The following is an 18,658-nucleotide window of genomic DNA, read 5'->3' as shown; positions in this document are numbered from 1 at the left end:
CGGCCGAAACACCGACTCTCACGCCCACGGAGACGGCTACCNTGCAACTGCCGCGCCGACCGAGACGGCAACAGCGACGACGAACGCGCCCGAGACGGCCACTACCGGTAACGGACGGCCAGCGACGGCCACGGCTACCGGTACGCCGGTATCGACCGATCGGACTCGGGGGTTCGTCACGAACGGCGAAGGAGCGACGAATTTGGGGCCACTCGAGGACCCGTTCTTCCTCACCGTCGGGGGGTTCGCTCTCTCGGTTGCCGGGATCGTCCATCAGATGATTCGAGGGTACTGAGATGGCGCGCGGACTACCCGCTCTCTGGAGTGCGGTGTTCGGCCTGCCGTTCGTCGGTGCCGGGGCCTGGTTGTATCTCGGGCAGGAACAGTATCCGCCCGTAGTCGGCCTTCCGTTCGCGGCTTTCGGTCTGTTCATCATCACCGTCGGCGTGTACGTCCACCTCATCTCGCCGGGCGAACTGCGGACTAACGGCGACGAGGCGATCGTGGCCAAGCGACACCCGACCCAGCGAGTCGCTACTGCCAAGATCGGACTCGGATTGCCGTTGCTGATCGTGACCGTATACTTGCTGTATTTCACGTACGTCCCGTACCTGTACCCGACGTTCACCCTGATTATCGGGCTCTATCTCTTTTCGGTCGGGGTGTACACCTACTGGACCAACACGCTGACGACGTACTACGTGACGACGGAGCGAGTCCTGAAGGAGTATAGATTTCTATCACTGGTGCGTCAGGAGGTTCCTCGTACCAAGATCCGCGGCGTTCAGGAACGGAAGTCGTTTCTCGAAACGGTGGCCGGGCTCGGGAACGTACTCGTCGCATCGGGGCAGGGCCGATCCCTCGAAGTACAGATGCGAAACATCCAGCGGCCGGAGGAGTTCGCGGACGAGATCAGAGATCTGGTCACGGAGTAGCAGGTGTTCCGCGGTAGCCTGGGAACGCTACTCCGCGGTCGTATCGATACCGAGCGCCCGATTCAGCCCGCGGCGTCGGAGTTCGATCGTCGTCAGGCCGCGGTCGGTGGTGTCGGACGGACGACGCGAGCGAGCGTTTCGCGGAGTGCCGGCCGTTCTCGCTCGTCGATTCTGTCCCGTCGTCGGATGTCGTCGGTAGAGTCTTTATGTAGAGCCATCATATCCAACCGATGAACGCTGTGGCCGACGACGCACGGGCAGCGGGCGTCGCGTTCGGGACGCTCGGCGCGGTCGTCTCTTCACTCTGGGCCGTCAGCAAGGTACTGACGGTGCCGAACCCCGATCAGCAGTTATATGCGACCGTCATCGTCGCCGCGACTGTCCTCACCGCGCTCGTCGGTGCGGTGGGCTGGTCGCAGGTCGTCACTCGGTTCGACCGCTGGCCGATCCCGGTTCGCGGTGCTATCGCGGGCGCGCTCACGATCTGGGCTGCGCTCACGCTCCTAATCCCAGTCGTAGTTCTCATCGATCAACGGAGTGCGCTGTCGCTATCAAGGACGATCATACTGGAAGCATTGGGACTCGCGCTCCTCACCGGGACGGTCGGGATGGTCTTTATCGGTATTTTCTTCCTGCCGTTCGGGGCCCTGACGGGCTATCTCCTGGGTCGGCGACAGACCGACGATCCGGGGCCGATACCCGTCGTCGCGCGGTTCCGCTAGCTCACTCGCTCGTCGTATCGATACCGAGTGCCTGGTTGACCCCGCAGAAGCAGGTCACGGTGTTGAAGCCCAGCCCGAGCGCGGCGACGCCGAGCAGGAGGCCCCGCGAGCGCTTGCCGCTGGCCAGCGCCTTCACCGCGACGAGGGTCAGTAGTACCGCGACGATACCACGGGCGAAGCGGTCGCGACCACCGACGTTGGATTCCATGCGCGACCGTTAGGCCGCCACCGACACAAGCCCATCGACGATGGCACACCGACCACCGTGGCCGCTCACCGCTCCTCGAACAGTCCGTCCACGTCGGCCTCGCGGTGTTCCCGCCGGTCGACGTGTTCGGACAGTCGCTGGGCGACGATCGGCCGGCTGTCGGGGTCGCGGACGAAGTCGAGAACGAACGTGACGAACTGGCTGCCCTCGTCGCCCGAATCGAGGTCCGCGCGGGCGTACTCGACGGCCCGCTCGATCACGCCCTCGTCGTAGCCCAGGTCTTCGGCGAGCACCGCGGCGGCGACGGCGCTCGCGTCGAAGTCCAGGTCCGCGAGCGCGAGCGAGTTTCCCTCGTAGGTGAGCGCAGGCGCGGGCGCCCGCTCGACCCGCTCGGGGTCTCGTTCGAGCGCGGTGAGGGACTCGCGGACCGTCTCGACGTTCACGCCGCGGTAGTCGGCGGGGAGGTCGGCGAGGTACTCGCCGCCGCTCTCGGCGAGCCCGGTCGCGCCCGACCAGTTGCGATTCCGGGCGTGATAGATAGCGGCGGTGAACTGGATGAGCCCGTGGAGAAACCGCTCGTCGTCACCGTCGTCGAGCGCGAGCCACCGCTGTTCCCAGGCGTCGTGCGCGGCGTGATAGTGACCGGCGTTGTAGACGGCGACGCCCGCCCGAAGCTGCGCGTCCATGACGACGAGTGGGGTCGCCGGGGCGAAAACACCTACGGGCCGTCGTCGTCGGTGGGGGCCGCGTCGGCCGACGGCCCGACTTGGGTCGTATCGGCGCCGTCGTCGGTCGCGGCCTCGTAGTGACGGACGAGCGCGTTGACGAACGCGAACTTCAGCGCCATCGAGAGCGCGGTCAGCACGGCGGCCGACCGCGGCTTGCGGCGGTAGGCGGCGTACAGGGCGCCGACGGTCACCGGCAGCGTCGCGGCGTCGAGCGACCGGAGGAGCGTGCCCTGGTTCCCGTGGTCGACCCAGTAGCGCTCGGCCTGGATCACGTCACTGGTCCAGGCCTGGGCGTCGTCGGGCTGAGGGAGGACGACCGGGTTGACGGCGATGGCCGCGACCGCCGCGACCAGCAGGCGCTTGCGCCGCGTCAGGACGGCGTACACCAGCACCGGGAACGCGAACACGCGCGTCCACCCGCTCCAGGGGTTGGCGTGCCGTTCCCAGAGGAACTCTGCGAGTCGTTCCGATGGCACTGTGGTCGACACGCCAGAGACTTGGTAACAGACGGCAATAAGCGTGGGGTCCGATCCGGCGGATGGCGCCCGGGTCGCGGTCACTCCGCGACCGAGTCGGGCGCGTGGGGCGGCGTCGTCGGCCACTCGATCTCGTCCTCGTAGCGCCGGACCAGCGCGGCGACGAACGCGAACTTCAGCGTCATCGCGAGCGCGCCAGCGACGGTGGCACCACCCACGTCGCGACGATAGGCGGCGTAGACGGCGTACAGGGTCGCCAGTCCGTTCCCGACGTTGAGCAACTGGAGCGCGCCCAGCTCGTCGCCGCGCTCGCGCCAGTGGCGCTCGGCCAGCACCACCTTCGTCATCCAGGCGTCGGCGTCGTCGGGCGGGGAGAACAGGATCGGGTTAGCGAGCGTGAACGCGACCGTCGCCGCGAGCAGTCGCCAGCGGCGGTGGACCACTGCGTACAGCAACACCGGGAGCGTCACGGTCCGTGTCCATCCGCTCCACGGGTTCGCGTGGCGTTCCCAGAAGGCGTGCTTCGCGCGCGCTCGGACGGAGTCGTCCGTGTGGTCGAGTTCGCCCATGCGGTGGCTTCGACTGCAGGGGGCAAAAACGTCCTCGACGGTGTCGGTTACAGGTCCTCGACCAGTTCGACGCCCCAGCCCTCCGGGCCGGTGATGAAGGCGACGCGGGAGTCGAACTCCGCCATCGTGATCGGGCCGTCGTCGATGCGGCCGTCGTCGAGCCCTTCGAGCGCGGCGTCCACGTCGTCGACCGTGACCGCGACGTGTTCGAAGTCGCCGGTGTCGACGGGGCCGTCGGCCTCGACCAGCTGGAGCGCGGCGGGGTCGTCGGTGTCCTCGTCGGCTGGGTCGCCGACGAAGACGTTCCGGGTTCCGTCGTCGGTTTCGAACTCCCGCAGGACTTCGTAGTCCACGAGGTCGGCGTAGAAGTCGACGGTCGCTTCGATGTCCGCGACGCGGATGGACGTGTGTCGGAGTGTCATCGGATGACTGGTCACAGAGTCGCGACATAAACGCACCGCGACGGCTCGCGCCCGCAGCCGCGAGCCGGTTCCGCCGCTCACTCCTCCCGGTCGGTCCAGAAGTCGAAGGAGCGGCCGGGGACGAAGATGTCGAGGCCGACGGCCGGCTCCCCGCTCTCGTTTTCGACGCGGTGGGACTCCCAGGGGTCGAGCCAGACGGAGTCGTGCCGTTCGAGGCGCTCGCTGTCCTCGTCGGTGTGAACCGTCAGTTCGCCGTCGAGGACGAGACACACCTGCCCGTTCTCGTGGTCGTGCATCGGCGAAGTGTGGCCCGGCGGCTTCTCGAAGTACTCCAGGCTCACGTCGTCGTCGCCCGCCAGCGCGGCGCGGCGCCACCCCTCGTCGGGTTCGTACGTCTCGGCGTCGTCGAAACTGACTCGCTTCATACCGGTGCGTCGGGCGCTCGGGACATATCTCTGAGGGCGACCCCCTCGGCCCGGTCGCGGACCGCGGCTCGCGGACCCCTTTTGACGGTCGGGGCCCTACGACCGGCGATGACAGGCAGAGCGGACCCGGAGTCGACGGCGCAGTACCGCGCCGAAACCGGGTCACAGGGGACGACAGCCGCCGAGCGGTCGACGGACCGCGACGGGGTCGCAGACGACGACGCCACGGGGGCCGCCCGGCCCGCCGACGCGGTCGTCACCGTCGAGGGACTCAGCAAGCGATTCGGGAGCGGACCCGAAGCGACGACCGCTGTCGACGACGTGTCGCTCTCAATCGAGCGCGGCGCCATCGTCGGCCTGCTCGGCCCGAACGGCGCCGGTAAGACGACGCTCGTCAAGTCGATCCTCGGGATGGTCCTGCCCGACGAGGGGGCGGTCCACATCGACGGCATCGACGCCCGCGAGCGCCCGCGGGCGGCGTACTCGCGGGTCGACGCGCTGCTGGAGGGCGCGCGCAACGACTACTGGCGGCTGACCGTCCGGGAGAACCTGCGCTACTTCGCGACGATCAGCGGCGTCGACCCCGACTCCGTGCAAGCCCGCCACGACCGACTGCTCGAACGGCTCGATCTGTCGGACCACGCCGACGTGGCGGTACGGGACCTCTCGCGGGGGATGAAACAGAAGGTGTCGCTGGCGAGCGTCCTCGCCGGCGGCGCGGACGTGGTCTTTCTCGACGAGCCGACGCTCGGCCTCGACGTCGAGAGCGCGCGCACCCTCCAGACAGAACTGCGCCGCCTCGCAGCCGACGAGGGCTTGACGGTCGTCCTCTCCAGCCACAACATGGACGTGGTCGAGACGGTCTGCGACCGCGTCGTCATCATGTCCGAGGGGCGAGTGATCGCCGACGACACGGTCGAAGCGTTGCTCGGCGGGAGCGATGCGCACGAGATCCACATCACCAGCGCGGATTTCGACGACGACCTGCTCGCGACGCTGCGCGACCGGTTCGCCGTCGCCGCGATCGAACGCCGCGACCCCGGCGCGCGCATCGAGGTGACCGTCGACAGCGAGGGGTTCTACGCCCTGATGGCGACGCTCCGCGCGCACGACGTGACCCTCGACCGGGTCCGAACCGTCGAGCCGGACCTGGAGGACGTCTTCGTCGACATCACGGGCTCGGGAGACCGCCGATGAGCGACGCCAGCCTCGACGCGGGCGTCACGCCCCGGCGTGCGACGTACGCCGACCTCGCGAAGCAGGTGCTCTACCGCGAGTACCTGATCTTCGTCAGGTACCCCGCCAACGCAGTGGGCGGCATCGTCATCTCGCTGTTTTTCTTCGGCGTGCTGTTCTACGGCGGGGAGATGGTCGCCGGGCAGGCCCTCACCGACTCGCTGGAGGGGATCGTCGTCGGCTACTTCCTCTGGACGCTCTCGGTCGGCGCCTACTCCTCAATCTCCAACGACATCGGCAGCGAAGTCCAGTGGGGCACGCTGGAACGCCACGTCATGACTCCCTTCGGCTTCGCGCCCGTCGCGCTGCTGAAGGGCGTCGCGAAGCTCGTCCGCACCTTCCTCACCTCCGCGCTCGTCCTGGCGGTGATGCTCGCGATCACGGATACCGCGCTCCAGGTGCCTGTGCTCACCGTGGTCGTCGTCGCCGGGCTCAGCATCGTCTCCGTGCTCGGCCTCGGCTTCGCCGCCGGCGGGATCACCGTCCTCTACAAGCAGATCGGCAACTGGTTGAACCTCCTCCAGTTCGGGTTCATCGTGCTGATCTCCGCGCCCGCCTTCGACCTCGGATGGGTGCGCGTGCTCCCGCTGGCCCAGGGCAGCGCGCTCCTCCAGCGGGCGATGATCGACGGGACCCGCCTCTGGGAGTTCGCCCCCTTCGACCTCGCCGTCCTCGTCGGCGTCGCCGCTGTCTACCTCGGCGGCGGCTACGTCGTCTTCGAGGTCGCGACCCGCCGCGCCCGCAAGCTCGGCGTCCTCGGCGACTACTGACCCCGAAGCCCGCGAATTCGCGGTCCGCTCCGTGCAGTTACTTAAACGATCCGCCGGGCTTCCGGTCCGGAAGCGCGGCTTGTGGATATACGTGGTCGGGGCTCCTCGGTGCAGATATGACGGACGTAGATACCGCGCACGACGCCGGTCGACCGATGACCGAGGGATCGACGGACGGACGCGACCCCGTGCCGGCGGCGGTCGACTGGCTGTTGGGCATCGTGACCGGACTGATCGGACTCGCGCTGACGGGGGTGGGCGCCGTGATGTACGCCCGCGTCGACCGGGCGCTGCTCACCGACATCATCATGAGCGAGGAGGTGGAGGTGAACGGACTGACGCCCGCGGAGGCCGTCACCGCCGGGGTTCCGTTCGTCGACTGGTTCGCGGCCGGGCTCGCCGTGACCGGCCTCGTGCTGGTCGCCGTCGCCGCGGCGTTCGTCGTCGCGCGTCGGCGCACCCGCCGTCGGGTCGCTCTCGAGGGCGGCACGACCGCGACGTTCCGCGCCTGTGCGATCTACGGTGCAGCGGTGACGGCGCTGGTCTCGTTCATCCCCGGCGCGGCCGTCGCGGGCGGCGGCGCCGCGGCGTATCTCTACGGTGACTCCGGCCTGCGTATCGGCGCCGTGGCCGGACTGGTCGGGTGGGTGCTGTCGGTCCCCCTGCTCGTTGCCGTCGCGGGCGGGCTCCTCGCCGGCGCCGACGCGATCGGTCAGCTCGCGGGCGCCGTCGTTCTCGTCGGCATCATCGTCGTCGCGGAGCTGATCGCGCTGGCGATCAACGCCGGGCTCGGTGCCGCCGGCGGATGGCTGGTCGACGAGTTCCTCTGAGGTCTCGCGGGCGGCTCCCGTCGAAGCGGCCCTGAAAACACTCGCCGGGGCGAGCACACGCTACGCGGTACTCGCCGAGTTGCGTCGGAAAGAAGACGTCCGAGCGGAGTCCAGCGCGAGCGGTGCGAGCGCTGGGGCTCGCCGGTCGTGAACGAAGTGAACGTCCGAGCGGAGATTCGAACTCCGGTCCCTGGCTCCGCAAGCCAAGAGGATAGTCCACTACCCTACCCGGACTCACTTCTACGTACCGTGGTTGATTGTAAAGGGGTTACGATCCGTCCGGGCAGTGTCAAAGGATCGCTTGAACGTCGGCAAGGCCCTTTATCAGGACGGTCGTCTGTCAGGTCGTGCAGCGACGCACCCTCCTCCGCGGCCTCGGCGCCGCGGGCACGCTCGCCCTGACCGGCTGTCTGTCCGACGGATCGGGTGGCCAGCCGACCGACACCGGCGGATCCGACGACACCGACGAACCGACGGATACGCCGTCCGACGGCCCCGCGAACACCGACCGGTCGACGGCGACCGACCGGACCGACGACACGGTCACCGAACCCGACCCCGATGGAACCGACGGCCCGAGCGCCACCCCGAGCGAATCCCCCGTAGATACCGCGAGCGAGACGCCTGACAGCGAACCGTCGGCGACGCCCAGCGGCGTGGCGGACTCGTCGCTCGCGGTCACCGATAGGGGATGCGGGACCGAGACCGACGACGCCTCGGTCGCCTTCGACGAGAACGGCGGAACGGTGACGGTCACCGGGACGACCTGGGGAATCGACACCTGTCACACTGCCGTGCTCTCGTACGTGCGTCTCGACGATGGGGCGCTCACCGTCGCCGTCGGATCCGAATCCGAGAGCGGCACGGACACGGCCTGTGGACAGTGTATCACCGAGATCGACTACGAGGCGACCGTTGCGCTCGACAGCGCTCTCCCTCGCGAAGTCGTCGTCGTCCACGCTCACGGCGGCGAGGACACGCGAGTCACGTCGGCGACTCGGTGACCGCGGCCGGGGTGGGCGCGACCGCGAGCGACGGCGTGTGACGAACGCGCGTCTCCCACACCTCGACCGAACACGATCCGACACCCCCTCCGGAATTTTATATCGGAGGCCCCGACCAGTCCGGGCTATGAACGCGACAGCGGCGGTCGAATCGGCCCCAGCGGCGGTGAGGGCGACGGTCGCGCCCGCGGCGAAATCGAGCGACACGAGCGGGGTAGCGGCCCAACGACAACGCTTAAGCGGAGCGCAACCATGCCAACGGCTATACTAATGGGAGCGATCGATGAGGTCTACGCGGATCTCGATACGGACGTCTCCGAGGAGGAGTTCCGCGAGGCCGTCGAACAGAAGGTCGAGCAGATGGGTGGGCTCGCGGACGAGGAGACGGCGGCGATGCTGCTCGCCCACGAGCTCAACGAAGGGGAGGTCGACACCGTCGCGGACATCGAACCGGGCATGGAGGAGGTGAAGTTCCTCGCCAAAGTGGTCTCGATCGGCGACCTGCGCACGTTCGAACGGGACGGCGAGGACGAGGACGGCCGCGTCGCCAACGTCGAGGCGGCCGACGAGACCGGCACCGTCCGGCTGGCCTTCTGGGACCAGCAGGCCGAGTCCGTGGTCGAGGGCCAACTCGAAGAGGGCCAGGTCCTCCGGATCGCCGGCCGGCCGAAGGACGGCTACAACGGCCTCGAGGTCTCCGTCGACAAAGCCGAGCCCGACGACGACGCCGAGATCGACGTGGAGCTGGGCGAGGGATCGACCGTCGACGCGCTGACGATGGGGCAATCGGACGTGAACGTCCGCGGGATCGTCCTGGAGACCGACTCGATCCGCACCTTCGACCGCGACGACGGGTCGGAAGGGAAGGTGTCGAACCTGCTGCTGGGCGACGAGACCGGTCGCGTGCGCGTGACGATGTGGGACGACCGCGCCGACCGCGCGACGGAACTCGACCCGGGGACCGCCGTGGAGATCGTCGACGGCTACGTCCGCGAGCGGGAGGGCGACCTCGAGTTGCACGTCGGCGACCACGGCGCCATCGACGAGATCGACGAGACCGTCGAGTTCACGCCGGAGGCCGACGCTATCGGTGCCGTGGAGATGGACCAGGTGGTCGACCTCGCCGGCGTGGTCCGCTCGGCCGACCCCAAGCGCACCTTCGACCGCGACGACGGCTCGGAGGGGCAGGTCCGGAACATCCGCGTGCAGGACGACACCGACGACATCCGGGTGGCGCTGTGGGGCGAGAAGGCCGACAAGGAGATCGCGCCGGGCGACGAGGTGTTCGTCGCCGACGCCGAGATCCAGGACGGCTGGCAGGACGACCTCGAGGCGTCGGCGGGCTGGCAGTCGACGGTGGTGGTCCTCGACGAGAACACCGGTGCGGGCTCGGCCGCGCCCTCCCCCGGCGGGTCCGGACCGAATTCGAGCGCCGGCGGGAGCGGCGGTTCGGACGCCGGCCTCGGTGCGTTCACTGGAGACGGTGACGGCGCCGATTCGGGTGCGAGCGACGACGGCGGGTCCGACGGAACGGCGTCGGCCGGCGGAAGCGCCGACGGCGGGGCCGCAGCGGCCGCGGCGGAGGAGGTGGAGTTCACGGGAACGGTCGTCCAGACCGGCGACCCGGTGATCCTCGACGACGGCCAGGAGACGATGCAGGTCGACACCGACGCGGCGCTGACGCTCGGGCAGGAAGTGACCGCCCGCGGCGCGATGGCCGACGACCGCCTCGACGCCGACGACGTGTTCTGACCGGATAGACGGTCGCTATCGGCCGGTCACGGTCTACCGACTGCGGTCGAAGCGACCGCGGGACGACGGTGGGCCGGGGCCTCGTGTCGACCGTCGAGGGCCCAGAGCGGGTTTCGGAAACGCTTAAGGCCGGAACGGCCCGCTTGTGTTCTATGAGCGTCGAGCTACCGTTCGCGCCGGTCGACACGATCATCCGGCGCAACGCCGGGAGTTTGCGCGTCAGCGCCGAGGCCGCCGAGGAACTCGCCCGCCGCATCCAGGAGCGCGGCGCCGAGCGGGCGGTCGACGCGGCGGACGTGGCGACCGCGGACGGGCGGAAGACGCTGATGGCGTCGGATTTCGGCACCGAAGCCACCGAGGACAAGGACGATCTGGAACTGCCGATCGCGCCGGTCGACCGCATCGCTCGCCTCGACATCGACGACTACCGCGTCTCCATGGACGCCCGCCTCGCGCTGGCGGGGGAACTGGAGTCGTACGCCGACCGCGTGGCCGCGGCCGCCGCGGACCTGGCACGCCACGCCGACCGGCGGACCGTCAAAGCCGACGATGTCGAGGCCTACTTTCGACTGAGCCAGTACTACGAGTGACCGCATGAACTTCGGCTACCGGGAGGCCTGTCTCGAACACGACACGGGCAAGCGCCACCCCGAGAGTCCCGACCGCCTGCGGGCCATCCGCCAGGGCCTCTCGGAGTGTCACGGCGTCAGGTACGTCTCCCCCGAGGACGCGACCGTCGAGCAAGTCGCCGCCGTCCACGACGCCGACTACGTGCAGTCGGTCGAAGACTTCTGCGCCGACGGGGGCGGCGACTGGGACGCCGACACCGTCGCCGTCGAGGCCACCTGGGACGCCGCGCTGGCCGCGTCGGGGATGGCGAACTGGGTCGCCGACGAGGCGCTCGACGGGTCGAACGGCCGCGATACTACCTTCGCGCTCGGGCGCCCGCCGGGCCACCATGCCGTCTACGACGACGCCATGGGCTTTTGTTTCTTCAACCACGTCGCCGTCGCCGCCCAGCACGCCATCGACGACGGCGGTGCCGACCGCGTCGCCATCCTCGACTGGGACGTCCACCACGGCAACGGCACCCAGGACATCTTCGACGACCGCGAGGACGTGTTCTTCGTCTCGATCCACGAGGACGGCATCTACCCCGGGACCGGCGACGCGACGGAGATCGGGACCGGCGACGCCCGCGGGACGACGATGAACGTCCCGTTCCCCCCCGGGACGACCACCAGCGGCTACCTCGCCGCCGTCGACGACCTGATCGTCCCCGCCTTCGAGGCGTTCGACCCCGACCTGGTCCTCGTCTCCGCGGGCTTCGACGCCCACGAACACGACCCCATCTCGCGCATGCGAGTCTCCACCGAGGGCTACGGCCTGCTCGCACAGCGTGTCGACGCGTTCGCCGACCGCATCGGCGCCGGCCTCGGGTTCGTCCTCGAAGGCGGCTACGGCCTCGATACGCTGACCGAGAGCGTCCGTACCGTCCACGAGGTGTTCGACGGCTACACTCCCGGCGAGCCCGACGGGGACGTGCAGGACGCCGCGCGCCAGGTCATCGACGACGTGCGCGGCCAGAGGTTCGACCTCGCCGACGAGTGACCGCTCTCCCGGCCCCCGATCGAGGAGGCGCCCCGCGAGCGCTGCTACCGAGGAGCTGCGTTATCCACCGATGTTCACGATCCGGAGCGGTCGCCGGGGTTCGAGTATCAGTCCGTGATCTGATGGGTATCGGGATACACATCAACGTGCCGCGGAAATCTATACATGGGAGCGTGCGGAACCGTGCTGTTGGTGACCTTTCCCCGTGTGCTGTTGTACGGAACAATCGTATCGTAACTGGGAATCGCAACTCGACGATCTGACACCGAGCGCGAAGTTCGTGTACACGGTCCTCGAGTACGAAGGCCCACTGACCCAGAAGACGCTCGCCGAGGAGACGCGGCTCTCCCAGCGTAGCGTGCGCAGCGCGCTGTCGGACCTGACGGACGCCGACATCGTCGAGGAACGGATCTACCCGGCGGACGCCCGCCAGCGACTCTACGCCATCGACACCGAGTGACCTCGCCCGCGGGGTCGGCCGTGTCGAGTGTTTTATCGGCTGCTCGGACCGATAGCGGCCGCGATAGCGGCCCCGTTCACGGCCGCGGGTCGAGATACCGCGCCAGTTCGACGCCGAACTCGTCGGCGAGCACACCGACCTCCTCGCCGGACAGGACCGCGTACTCCTCGTTCATGGCCGTCTCGACCTGCGCGCCCAGCGCCACGTCGAAGACCGCGTCGCTTTCGAGCAGTCCGACCGACGTCTCGAACTCGCGGGGCCGCTCGACGACGTAGCGGTCGCCGTCGAGGAACGGCCCGTAGGTGCCCGGTCCGTCGTCGGGAGCGGCGTCCTCGTCGGCGTAGGCCTGGAAAAACCCCTCCGCGTGGTCGCGGACGCCGACCGGCGGCCCCTCGTGGCGCTCGACCGCCGGTCGCTCGGCGACTTCGAGTTCGGCGAACAGGGCGACCGTCTCGTCGGCCCATGCGGCCGACCGCAACACGTCGAACCCGCGACGGTCGAGTTCGCCGACGAGCCCCGCCAGCGAGCGGTCGAGTTGCGGATAGAGCTGGTCGTCGACGATGTCGGGCGCGTCGAAGCGGACGGCGACGGGCGTCGTGGCGCGGCGCTCGAACGCCGCGACGACCGCGTCGGCGTCGATCGGCTCGGGTTCGTGGGGGACGAACAGGTCCTCTCTGGGGTCGGCGACGAGGTCGCGGGCGTAGTGCTGGAGTCGTGCGACCGCCTCCGCGCTACAGACCGCGGCGACGTTGCGCTCGGGGTCGGTCGGGTCGATGACGACCAGCGGGTCGTCGAATGTCTCGGCGGCGTGGCCCTCGGGGTCGAACTCCACGGGCGGGTGCCACTCGGCGGCGGCGGTCTCGACGAGCGGCCGGAAGCCGCCGTACTCGTGGACGAGCAGTTCGGTCAGGAACCCGGAAAAGCCCCGCGTCCGGAGGTCGCTCCCGTAGACGCCGATCCCGGTGAGGAACTGCTTTGCGACCCGAACCTCGCCGGCGAGGTCGGCGTCGATGCGCTCGGCGAGGTACTCGGTGTGGAAAGGCGTGCGGTCGACGGCCGACTGGATCCGCGTCGCGTCGGCGACCGCGTAGCAGGGTACCAGATCCACGTCGAATCCCTCGTAGGTTCCCTTGACGTAGGGGTGTTCGGCGAACTCCTCGTGGCCGTCGGGCAGGACCGCGTGGCCGATATCGAGGCCGTAGGACTCCAGATCCTCACGGGCGACGCTCGTCGGGAACGAGACGAAGAGATCCACGTCGCGGTCGCCCGCCAGCCAGGTGTCCCGCGCCGTCGAGCCGACCTGAACGATCTCGGCGTCGACCGGCAGGTCGGCGAGGGCCTCGCGCGTACGCTCGCGGAGTTCCGCGACGGCCCGGCCGAGCCGCTCGCGCTCGTCGTCGTCGGGCGTGACGCGCTCTCGCACCCGCTCGACGACCGCGTCGAACTCGTCGCTCATGGCTCGGCGTTGTGCTGGCCCGGTGAAAACCGGTCCGATGTGTCGTGACCGGCGTTGACGCGCGGGCCAGGGGTGGCACGGTCACCTCGACAGGAAGTCGAGCGTCTCGGCGACGATCCGCTCGCGGTCGCGCTGAAACGAGTGGTCCTCACCCGGGAGCACGACGGCCTCCGCGTCGGACAGGTGGTCGGCGAGCGCGCGGGCGTTCTCGACTGGCAGTCCCTCGTCGGCGTCGCCCTGGAGGATCCGCGTCGGCGTATCGACGCCTACGAGTTCGTCGGCAGTGATCGACGGGCGATCCTCGCGTTCACCGGCGAAGATCGCGGGCGCCCAGAGGACGAGACGGTCAACCCGTTCGGTCGGGAGGTGCGTGAGCGCGAGCCGTCCGCCGAAGCTCTTCGCGACGACCGCAACCGGTTCGCAGTCCCGGTCGCGGAGGAACTCGACGCCGGCCGTCAGTTCCCGCTGCATCTCCGCTTCGGTCTTCCCGTCGAGGTCGTCCGGCCCGCCCCACGTCTCGAACCGCGCGACTCGAAAGCCGTCGTCCGCGGCGGCGGCCGCGAACTGGTCGAACACGTCGCCGAACGGGCCGTGATTCAGGCCGGGGAGGACGAGCACGCCGGCGCCCGTCGGTGCGTCCGGTTCGTTTACGCGTCCGGGGTAAGAGTCGCCGTCGACGTCGAGCGTCACGGACTCGGTGACCATGAGACGGGATTCGATGGATCCGGACTAAAAGATGGGTGCGTGACAGTTCCAGGTCGAATCGCCGTACGTGACTCCATGTCGTGGCGAGGGCAAAACGAAATCCCTATACAACAACTCCGGCTATGGATGCATGCGTGCCGCCGTAGCTCAGTTGGTAGAGCACCTCGCTGTTAGGGTGCGCAGGTGACCTGCGTGCCGCAGACACGAGGTTGTCCCAGGTTCGAGTCCTGGCGGTGGCGTGAATTTTCGGAGAAAATTCACGGCCCGTCAGAGCTTGCTCTGACGACGGCGTCCCTTCTCCCCGAAATCGCTGCCTCTCGAAGGGTACGCGACCGACAGCGCGAACGCTCGCCGGTTCGCTCGGTGTCGCCGACCGACCGGCACTACTCCGCTCCGACGACCGTCGGCAGCGACACGTCCCGGTAGAAGACCAGCACGACCGCGAGCACGAGACCGGCGAAGACTGAAAAGGCCGTCCCGGTGTACAATCCCAGCGGCGTCCCCAGAACGGGCAGAACGACGAATTTCAGGGTAAAGAGCGTCCCGAACCAGATCGCGACGAAGTCGCCGAAGCGGCTCATGTCACTGAGAAACCATCGGTGAAGCAAGTGCTTTCGGGTCGACGGGCGTCGACGCCCGGCGGGCCGCGACCCAGAACCGAGAGACAGGGCTAAAAGGCTGGGCGCGCGAGTTGCGGGCCGATGACCGACGCTTTCCAGGTCTCCGAGCGGCGGTCGGTCCCGCCCGCCGAGGCGTTCTCGCTGCTGGGCAACGAACTCCGGGTGTCCATCCTGCTGGAACTCGGCGACGCCAAGGAGGGGAGCCAGCCCCGCCCGCTGCCCTTCGAGGAGCTGCGCCGGCGCTGTGACGTGTCCGACAGCGGCCGGTTCAACTACCACCTCCAGGAGCTGCTCGACGTGTTCGTCCGGGAGGAAGGCGAGGGATACGGCCTGCTGTACCCCGGCGTCATCCTCTATCAGGCGATCAAGGCCGACAGCTTCACCGACCGGACGACCGTCGAGCCGTTCCCCGTCGACGCCGACTGCCCCGAGTGCGACGCGGAACTCGAAGCGACCTACCGCAACAGCATGCTCGTCGTCCGCTGTCCGGACTGTGGGGCGCTCGCGTTCAAGTACCACCTCCCGCCGGGCGCGATCCGGTCGAACGACCCCGACGCCGTGCTGTCGGCGGCCAACGTCTACGCTCGCCGGGACCTGCTGACCGTTGCCAGCGACGTGTGTCCCACCTGCGCGAGCGAGATGTACCACGACGTGGTGCCCGACGACGAGAAATCGAGCGAGCTCGAACAGGCGATGCCCGGGCCGGCGGTCGTCCACCACTGCTCCTATTGCAAGAACTTCTTCTGTACCGACCTCCCCGAAGTCCTGATCTACCACCCCGACGTATTCCCGTTCGTGGCCGCCAACGCGCCCGATCTGCTGACCGACTCGCTGTGGACTGTCGACGTCTGCGACCCCGACGACATCGCCGTGGAGGGGCGCGACCCGCTACGCGTGACCCTCCCGCTCCGAGCCGGCGACGAGCGCCTCGACGTCACCGTCGACCGCTCGCTGACCGTCCGCGACACCGAGCGAGCGTGACCGCGGATTCCGGTCCGCACCTCTCCGGTGTGTTCGTGCGTGAGAATCCCAGACGCTGAGATATTTGCCGTAACTCGTGGTTATAGATGTTTGTAGATATATGCACGACACACATGACCGATCCGTACGCCTTCGGGACGCGGTGCGTCCACGCCGGCCAGGACGTGGACCCTGCGACAGGGGCTCGCGCCCCGCCGATCTATCAGACGACCTCGTACGTGTTCGACGACGCCGACACGGCGGCCGACCGGTACGCGCTGGACGACGGGGGCAACGTCTACTCGCGGTTCGACAACCCGACCGTCTCGACGCTCGAACGCCGGCTCGCCGCCCTGGAGAACGGGACCGCGGCCGTCGCTACGGGCTCGGGGATGGCCGCCCTCGACGCAGCGACTTCGATCCTCGCCCGCGCGGGCGACAACGTCGTCACCGCCTCTTCTATCTACGGTGGCACCCACTCCTATCTCTCCAATATGGGGAGCCGCCGCGGGATCGAGACCCGCTTCGTCGACACCCTGGACCCGGAGGCCTACGCCGAGGCCATCGACGACCGCACCGCCTACGTTCACTACGAGACCATCGGCAACCCCTCGCTGGTGACGCCACCGATGGAGGCCATCGCCGAGGTCGCCCACGAACGGGGCGTCCCCGTCTTCGTCGACAACACCTTCGGCACCCCCGCGCTCTGCAATCCGCTCGACCACGGCGCGGACATCGTCTGGGAGTCCACCACCAAGTGGATCCACGGCTCGGGCACCACCGTCGGCGGCGTTCTCGTCGACGGCGGCTCGTTCCCCTGGACGGAGTACCCCGAGAAGTTCCCCGAACTCGGCGCGCCCAACGACGCCTTCGACGGCGTCACCTTCGCCGACCGCTTCGGCGACCAGGCGTTCGCGATGGCCGCCCGTCAGCGCGCCGTCCGCTCGCTGGGCGACGGCCAGAAACCCTTCGACGCCTGGGCCACGCTCCAGGGCACCGAGACCCTCGAACTCCGGATGGAGCGCCACTGCGAGAACGCGGCCGCAGTGGCCGACTTTCTCGCCGCCCACGACGGCGTCGAATGGGTCACCTACCCCGGTCTCGACTCCCACGAGACCCACGACCACGCCAGCGAGTACCTGGAGGGGGGCTACGGCGGGATGATCGCCTTCGGCCTCACTGAGGGGTTCGAGGCGGGCAAGCGCTTCTGCGAGGAGACGGATCTGGCGCAGTTCCTCGCCAACATCGGCGACGCGAAGACGCTCGTCATCCACCCCGCCAGTACGACCCACGCCCAGCTCACGGCCGAGGAACAGCGCGCCAGCGGCGTCACGCCCGATCTGGTGCGGCTGTCGGTCGGCATCGAGGACGCCGCGGACGTGCTCGCCGACCTCGACGGCGCCATCGAGCGCGCGAACGCCGCGGCGGGCGACAGTGCGGGGAGCAGCGACGGAACGACGAACGCGGGTGGCTCGTAGATGGAAGTCGAACGCGACACCGTCTCGCTGGGCGAGTTCGAGTTCGAGTGCGGCCGCTCGATCCCCGAACTGGCAGTCGCATACGAGGCCTACGGCGAGTTCACGGGCGACAACGCCGTCCTCGTGTGTCACGCCCTGACCGGGAGCGCCCACGTCGCCGGCCGCCATCCCGACGACCAGACCGACGGCCAGGCGCGGGCCTGGTGGGACGACATCGTCGGCCCCGGCAAGGCTATCGACACCCGCGAATACTACGTCCTCTGTGCCAACGTCCCCGGTTCCTGCTACGGCACGACCGGCCCCGAGAGCGTCAATCCCGAGACGGGCGAGCCCTACGGCACGGACTTCCCCGCCGTCACGGTCACCGACTGGACCGAGGCCCAGCGCCGGCTGCTCGACGAACTCGGGATCCCGCACCTCCACGCCGTCGTCGGCGGGAGCGTCGGCGGGATGAACGTCATCGAATGGGCGAAACAGCACCCCGACCACGTCGAGCGGATCGCGCCCATCGCCGCCGCCGCTCGGCTCGACGTGCAGTGTCTCGCCATGGACGCCATCGCCCGCCGCGCCATCACGACCGACGACGACTGGCAGCGCGGCGACTACTACGGCGACGGTCCGAAGCCGACCGACGGGCTCGCGCTCGCCCGGCAGATCGGCCACGTGATGTACCTCTCGAAGGCCTCGATGGAACAGAAGTTCGGCCGCCGCGCGGCCGGCCGCGACGCCGCCCGGTCGTTCCCGACCGACCCCGCCGCCGGCTTCTTCCCCTACCGCGACGTGGAGTCGTATCTCGATTACAACGCCGAGTCGTTCGTCGAGCGCTTCGACGCCAACTCCTATCTCTATCTCACCCGCGCGATGGACAACTACGACCTCGCCGCGGGCTTCGAGTCCGACGAGGACGCCCTGGCCGCCTTCGACGGCGAGGCACTCGTGATGTCCTTTACCGCCGACTGGCATTTCACCGCCACGCAGGCCGAGGAGTTGGCCGAGGCGCTGCGCGGGGCGGACGTGGCCGCCGCCCACCACCTCGTCGAATCCGACCACGGCCACGACGCGTTCCTCGTCGAACCGGAGAGCGTCGGCCCGCCGCTCTCGGACTTCCTCGCCGACGGCGTCGACGGGACGGCCGTCACCGACACCGACGAGCCACCCGAGGACGACGACCCCTCCTTCGCGCCCGTACACACCAGTTTATTCTCCGATTGAGATATCTTCGGGGCCAACAGGCTTTTTTCTCCTCACCGCGTCCTCACGCGTACTCGCTCGCACGGGCTGGGTGTGGGTC

Annotated in this window: 22 protein-coding genes and 2 tRNA genes; 14 read left to right on the top strand and 10 right to left on the bottom strand. The window is 68.8% G+C overall.

Going from position 1 to position 18,658, the window contains the following annotated elements:
* Positions 1-329 precede the first annotated feature (329 nt).
* Positions 330-935, top strand: coding sequence for a PH domain-containing protein (locus C475_RS06800; RefSeq protein ID WP_235728436.1), 606 nt, complete (start codon positions 330-332; stop codon positions 933-935).
* Between the two features lie 239 nt (positions 936-1,174).
* Positions 1,175-1,657 carry a hypothetical protein gene (locus C475_RS06795; protein ID WP_152436341.1) on the top strand — a complete coding sequence of 161 codons (483 nt, stop codon included), beginning with the start codon at positions 1,175-1,177 and terminating at the stop codon, positions 1,655-1,657.
* A 1-nt stretch (position 1,658) separates the two neighbouring features.
* Here the strand turns inward: C475_RS06795 and C475_RS06790 are convergent, their stop codons facing one another.
* The 6 genes from C475_RS06790 to C475_RS06765 form a co-directional block, all read right to left on the bottom strand.
* Positions 1,659-1,865, bottom strand: a complete 207-nt coding sequence (locus C475_RS06790; protein WP_006883052.1) for a YgaP-like transmembrane domain — start codon at positions 1,863-1,865, stop codon at positions 1,659-1,661.
* A gap of 65 nt (positions 1,866-1,930) precedes the next feature.
* Complete coding sequence (locus C475_RS06785; RefSeq protein ID WP_006883051.1) at positions 1,931-2,551, bottom strand: DUF309 domain-containing protein; 621 nt, start codon at positions 2,549-2,551, stop codon at positions 1,931-1,933.
* 32 nt (positions 2,552-2,583) lie between these two features.
* A complete protein-coding gene (locus C475_RS06780) occupies positions 2,584-3,081 on the bottom strand; it encodes a DUF6653 family protein (RefSeq protein ID WP_193366298.1) in 498 nt (165 codons plus the stop codon).
* 68 nt (positions 3,082-3,149) lie between these two features.
* Positions 3,150-3,638: a DUF6653 family protein gene (locus C475_RS06775; RefSeq protein WP_006883049.1), complete on the bottom strand. Its 489-nt coding sequence runs from the start codon at positions 3,636-3,638 to the stop codon at positions 3,150-3,152.
* Between the two features lie 47 nt (positions 3,639-3,685).
* Positions 3,686-4,060, bottom strand: coding sequence for a VOC family protein (locus tag C475_RS06770; protein WP_006883048.1), 375 nt, complete (start codon positions 4,058-4,060; stop codon positions 3,686-3,688).
* A 77-nt stretch (positions 4,061-4,137) separates the two neighbouring features.
* Complete coding sequence (locus C475_RS06765) at positions 4,138-4,485, bottom strand: cupin domain-containing protein (protein WP_006883047.1); 348 nt, start codon at positions 4,483-4,485, stop codon at positions 4,138-4,140.
* A 108-nt stretch (positions 4,486-4,593) separates the two neighbouring features.
* Between C475_RS06765 and C475_RS06760 the strand changes: the two genes are divergently transcribed.
* The 3 genes from C475_RS06760 (at position 4,594) to C475_RS06750 (ending at position 7,321) form a co-directional block, all read left to right on the top strand.
* On the top strand, positions 4,594-5,682 hold the full coding sequence (locus C475_RS06760; protein ID WP_006883046.1) for an ABC transporter ATP-binding protein: 1,089 nt from the start codon (positions 4,594-4,596) through the stop codon (positions 5,680-5,682).
* Positions 5,679-6,491, top strand: coding sequence for a hypothetical protein (locus C475_RS06755; RefSeq protein ID WP_006883045.1), 813 nt, complete (start codon positions 5,679-5,681; stop codon positions 6,489-6,491). The genes C475_RS06760 and C475_RS06755 overlap by 4 nt, the downstream gene beginning before the upstream one ends.
* 116 nt (positions 6,492-6,607) lie before the next feature.
* Positions 6,608-7,321, top strand: a complete 714-nt coding sequence (locus tag C475_RS06750) for a hypothetical protein (RefSeq protein ID WP_049930223.1) — start codon at positions 6,608-6,610, stop codon at positions 7,319-7,321.
* 161 nt (positions 7,322-7,482) lie between these two features.
* Here C475_RS06750 and C475_RS06745 read toward each other — a convergent pair.
* Positions 7,483-7,555: transfer RNA gene (locus C475_RS06745), tRNA-Arg, on the bottom strand.
* Between the two features lie 113 nt (positions 7,556-7,668).
* On the opposite strand from C475_RS06745, the gene C475_RS06740 reads away from it, so the two are divergent.
* The 5 genes from C475_RS06740 (at position 7,669) to C475_RS06720 (ending at position 12,148) form a co-directional block, all read left to right on the top strand.
* Entirely contained in the window at positions 7,669-8,325 is a 657-nt protein-coding gene (locus C475_RS06740; protein WP_006883043.1) for a RodZ family helix-turn-helix domain-containing protein, read from the top strand.
* A gap of 270 nt (positions 8,326-8,595) precedes the next feature.
* Positions 8,596-10,077: a single-stranded DNA binding protein gene (locus C475_RS06735; RefSeq protein ID WP_006883042.1), complete on the top strand. Its 1,482-nt coding sequence runs from the start codon at positions 8,596-8,598 to the stop codon at positions 10,075-10,077.
* A gap of 152 nt (positions 10,078-10,229) precedes the next feature.
* The gene (locus tag C475_RS25235) at positions 10,230-10,667 is read left to right on the top strand and encodes a histone family protein (RefSeq protein WP_006883041.1); all 438 of its coding nucleotides are present in this window, start codon (positions 10,230-10,232) and stop codon (positions 10,665-10,667) included.
* Between the two features lie 4 nt (positions 10,668-10,671).
* Entirely contained in the window at positions 10,672-11,688 is a 1,017-nt protein-coding gene (locus C475_RS06725; RefSeq protein WP_006883040.1) for a histone deacetylase family protein, read from the top strand.
* Between the two features lie 280 nt (positions 11,689-11,968).
* On the top strand, positions 11,969-12,148 hold the full coding sequence (locus tag C475_RS06720; protein ID WP_006883039.1) for a MarR family transcriptional regulator: 180 nt from the start codon (positions 11,969-11,971) through the stop codon (positions 12,146-12,148).
* Between the two features lie 76 nt (positions 12,149-12,224).
* On the opposite strand, the gene cca is transcribed toward C475_RS06720, so the two are convergent.
* Both cca and C475_RS06710 read right to left on the bottom strand, forming a co-directional pair.
* Positions 12,225-13,604 carry a CCA tRNA nucleotidyltransferase gene (gene cca, locus C475_RS06715; RefSeq protein ID WP_006883038.1) on the bottom strand — a complete coding sequence of 460 codons (1,380 nt, stop codon included), beginning with the start codon at positions 13,602-13,604 and terminating at the stop codon, positions 12,225-12,227.
* Between the two features lie 81 nt (positions 13,605-13,685).
* Positions 13,686-14,309, bottom strand: a complete 624-nt coding sequence (locus tag C475_RS06710) for an alpha/beta hydrolase (protein WP_006883037.1) — start codon at positions 14,307-14,309, stop codon at positions 13,686-13,688.
* Positions 14,310-14,445: 136 nt separating this feature from the next.
* Between C475_RS06710 and C475_RS06705 the strand changes: the two genes are divergently transcribed.
* Positions 14,446-14,548, top strand: a tRNA-Asn gene (locus C475_RS06705).
* 144 nt (positions 14,549-14,692) lie between these two features.
* Here the strand turns inward: C475_RS06705 and C475_RS06700 are convergent.
* Positions 14,693-14,890, bottom strand: a complete 198-nt coding sequence (locus C475_RS06700) for a hypothetical protein (RefSeq protein ID WP_006883036.1) — start codon at positions 14,888-14,890, stop codon at positions 14,693-14,695.
* Between the two features lie 120 nt (positions 14,891-15,010).
* Here C475_RS06700 and C475_RS06695 point away from each other — a divergent pair, with 120 nt between their 5' ends.
* The 3 genes from C475_RS06695 (at position 15,011) to metX (ending at position 18,579) form a co-directional block, all read left to right on the top strand.
* Entirely contained in the window at positions 15,011-15,910 is a 900-nt protein-coding gene (locus C475_RS06695; protein WP_006883035.1) for a TFIIB-type zinc ribbon-containing protein, read from the top strand.
* Between the two features lie 113 nt (positions 15,911-16,023).
* Positions 16,024-17,367 (top strand): O-acetylhomoserine aminocarboxypropyltransferase/cysteine synthase family protein, encoded by a 1,344-nt coding sequence (locus C475_RS06690; protein WP_006883034.1) that lies wholly within the window; start codon positions 16,024-16,026, stop codon positions 17,365-17,367.
* Positions 17,368-18,579 carry a homoserine O-acetyltransferase MetX gene (metX, locus tag C475_RS06685; RefSeq protein ID WP_006883033.1) on the top strand — a complete coding sequence of 404 codons (1,212 nt, stop codon included), beginning with the start codon at positions 17,368-17,370 and terminating at the stop codon, positions 18,577-18,579.
* Positions 18,580-18,658: the final 79 nt, after the last annotated feature.

The organism is Halosimplex carlsbadense 2-9-1, assembly GCF_000337455.1.
GTDB classification, from domain to species: domain Archaea; phylum Halobacteriota; class Halobacteria; order Halobacteriales; family Haloarculaceae; genus Halosimplex; species Halosimplex carlsbadense.
Note: the sequence above shows the minus strand (reverse complement) of the source record. Positions and strands in the feature narration are given on the sequence as shown.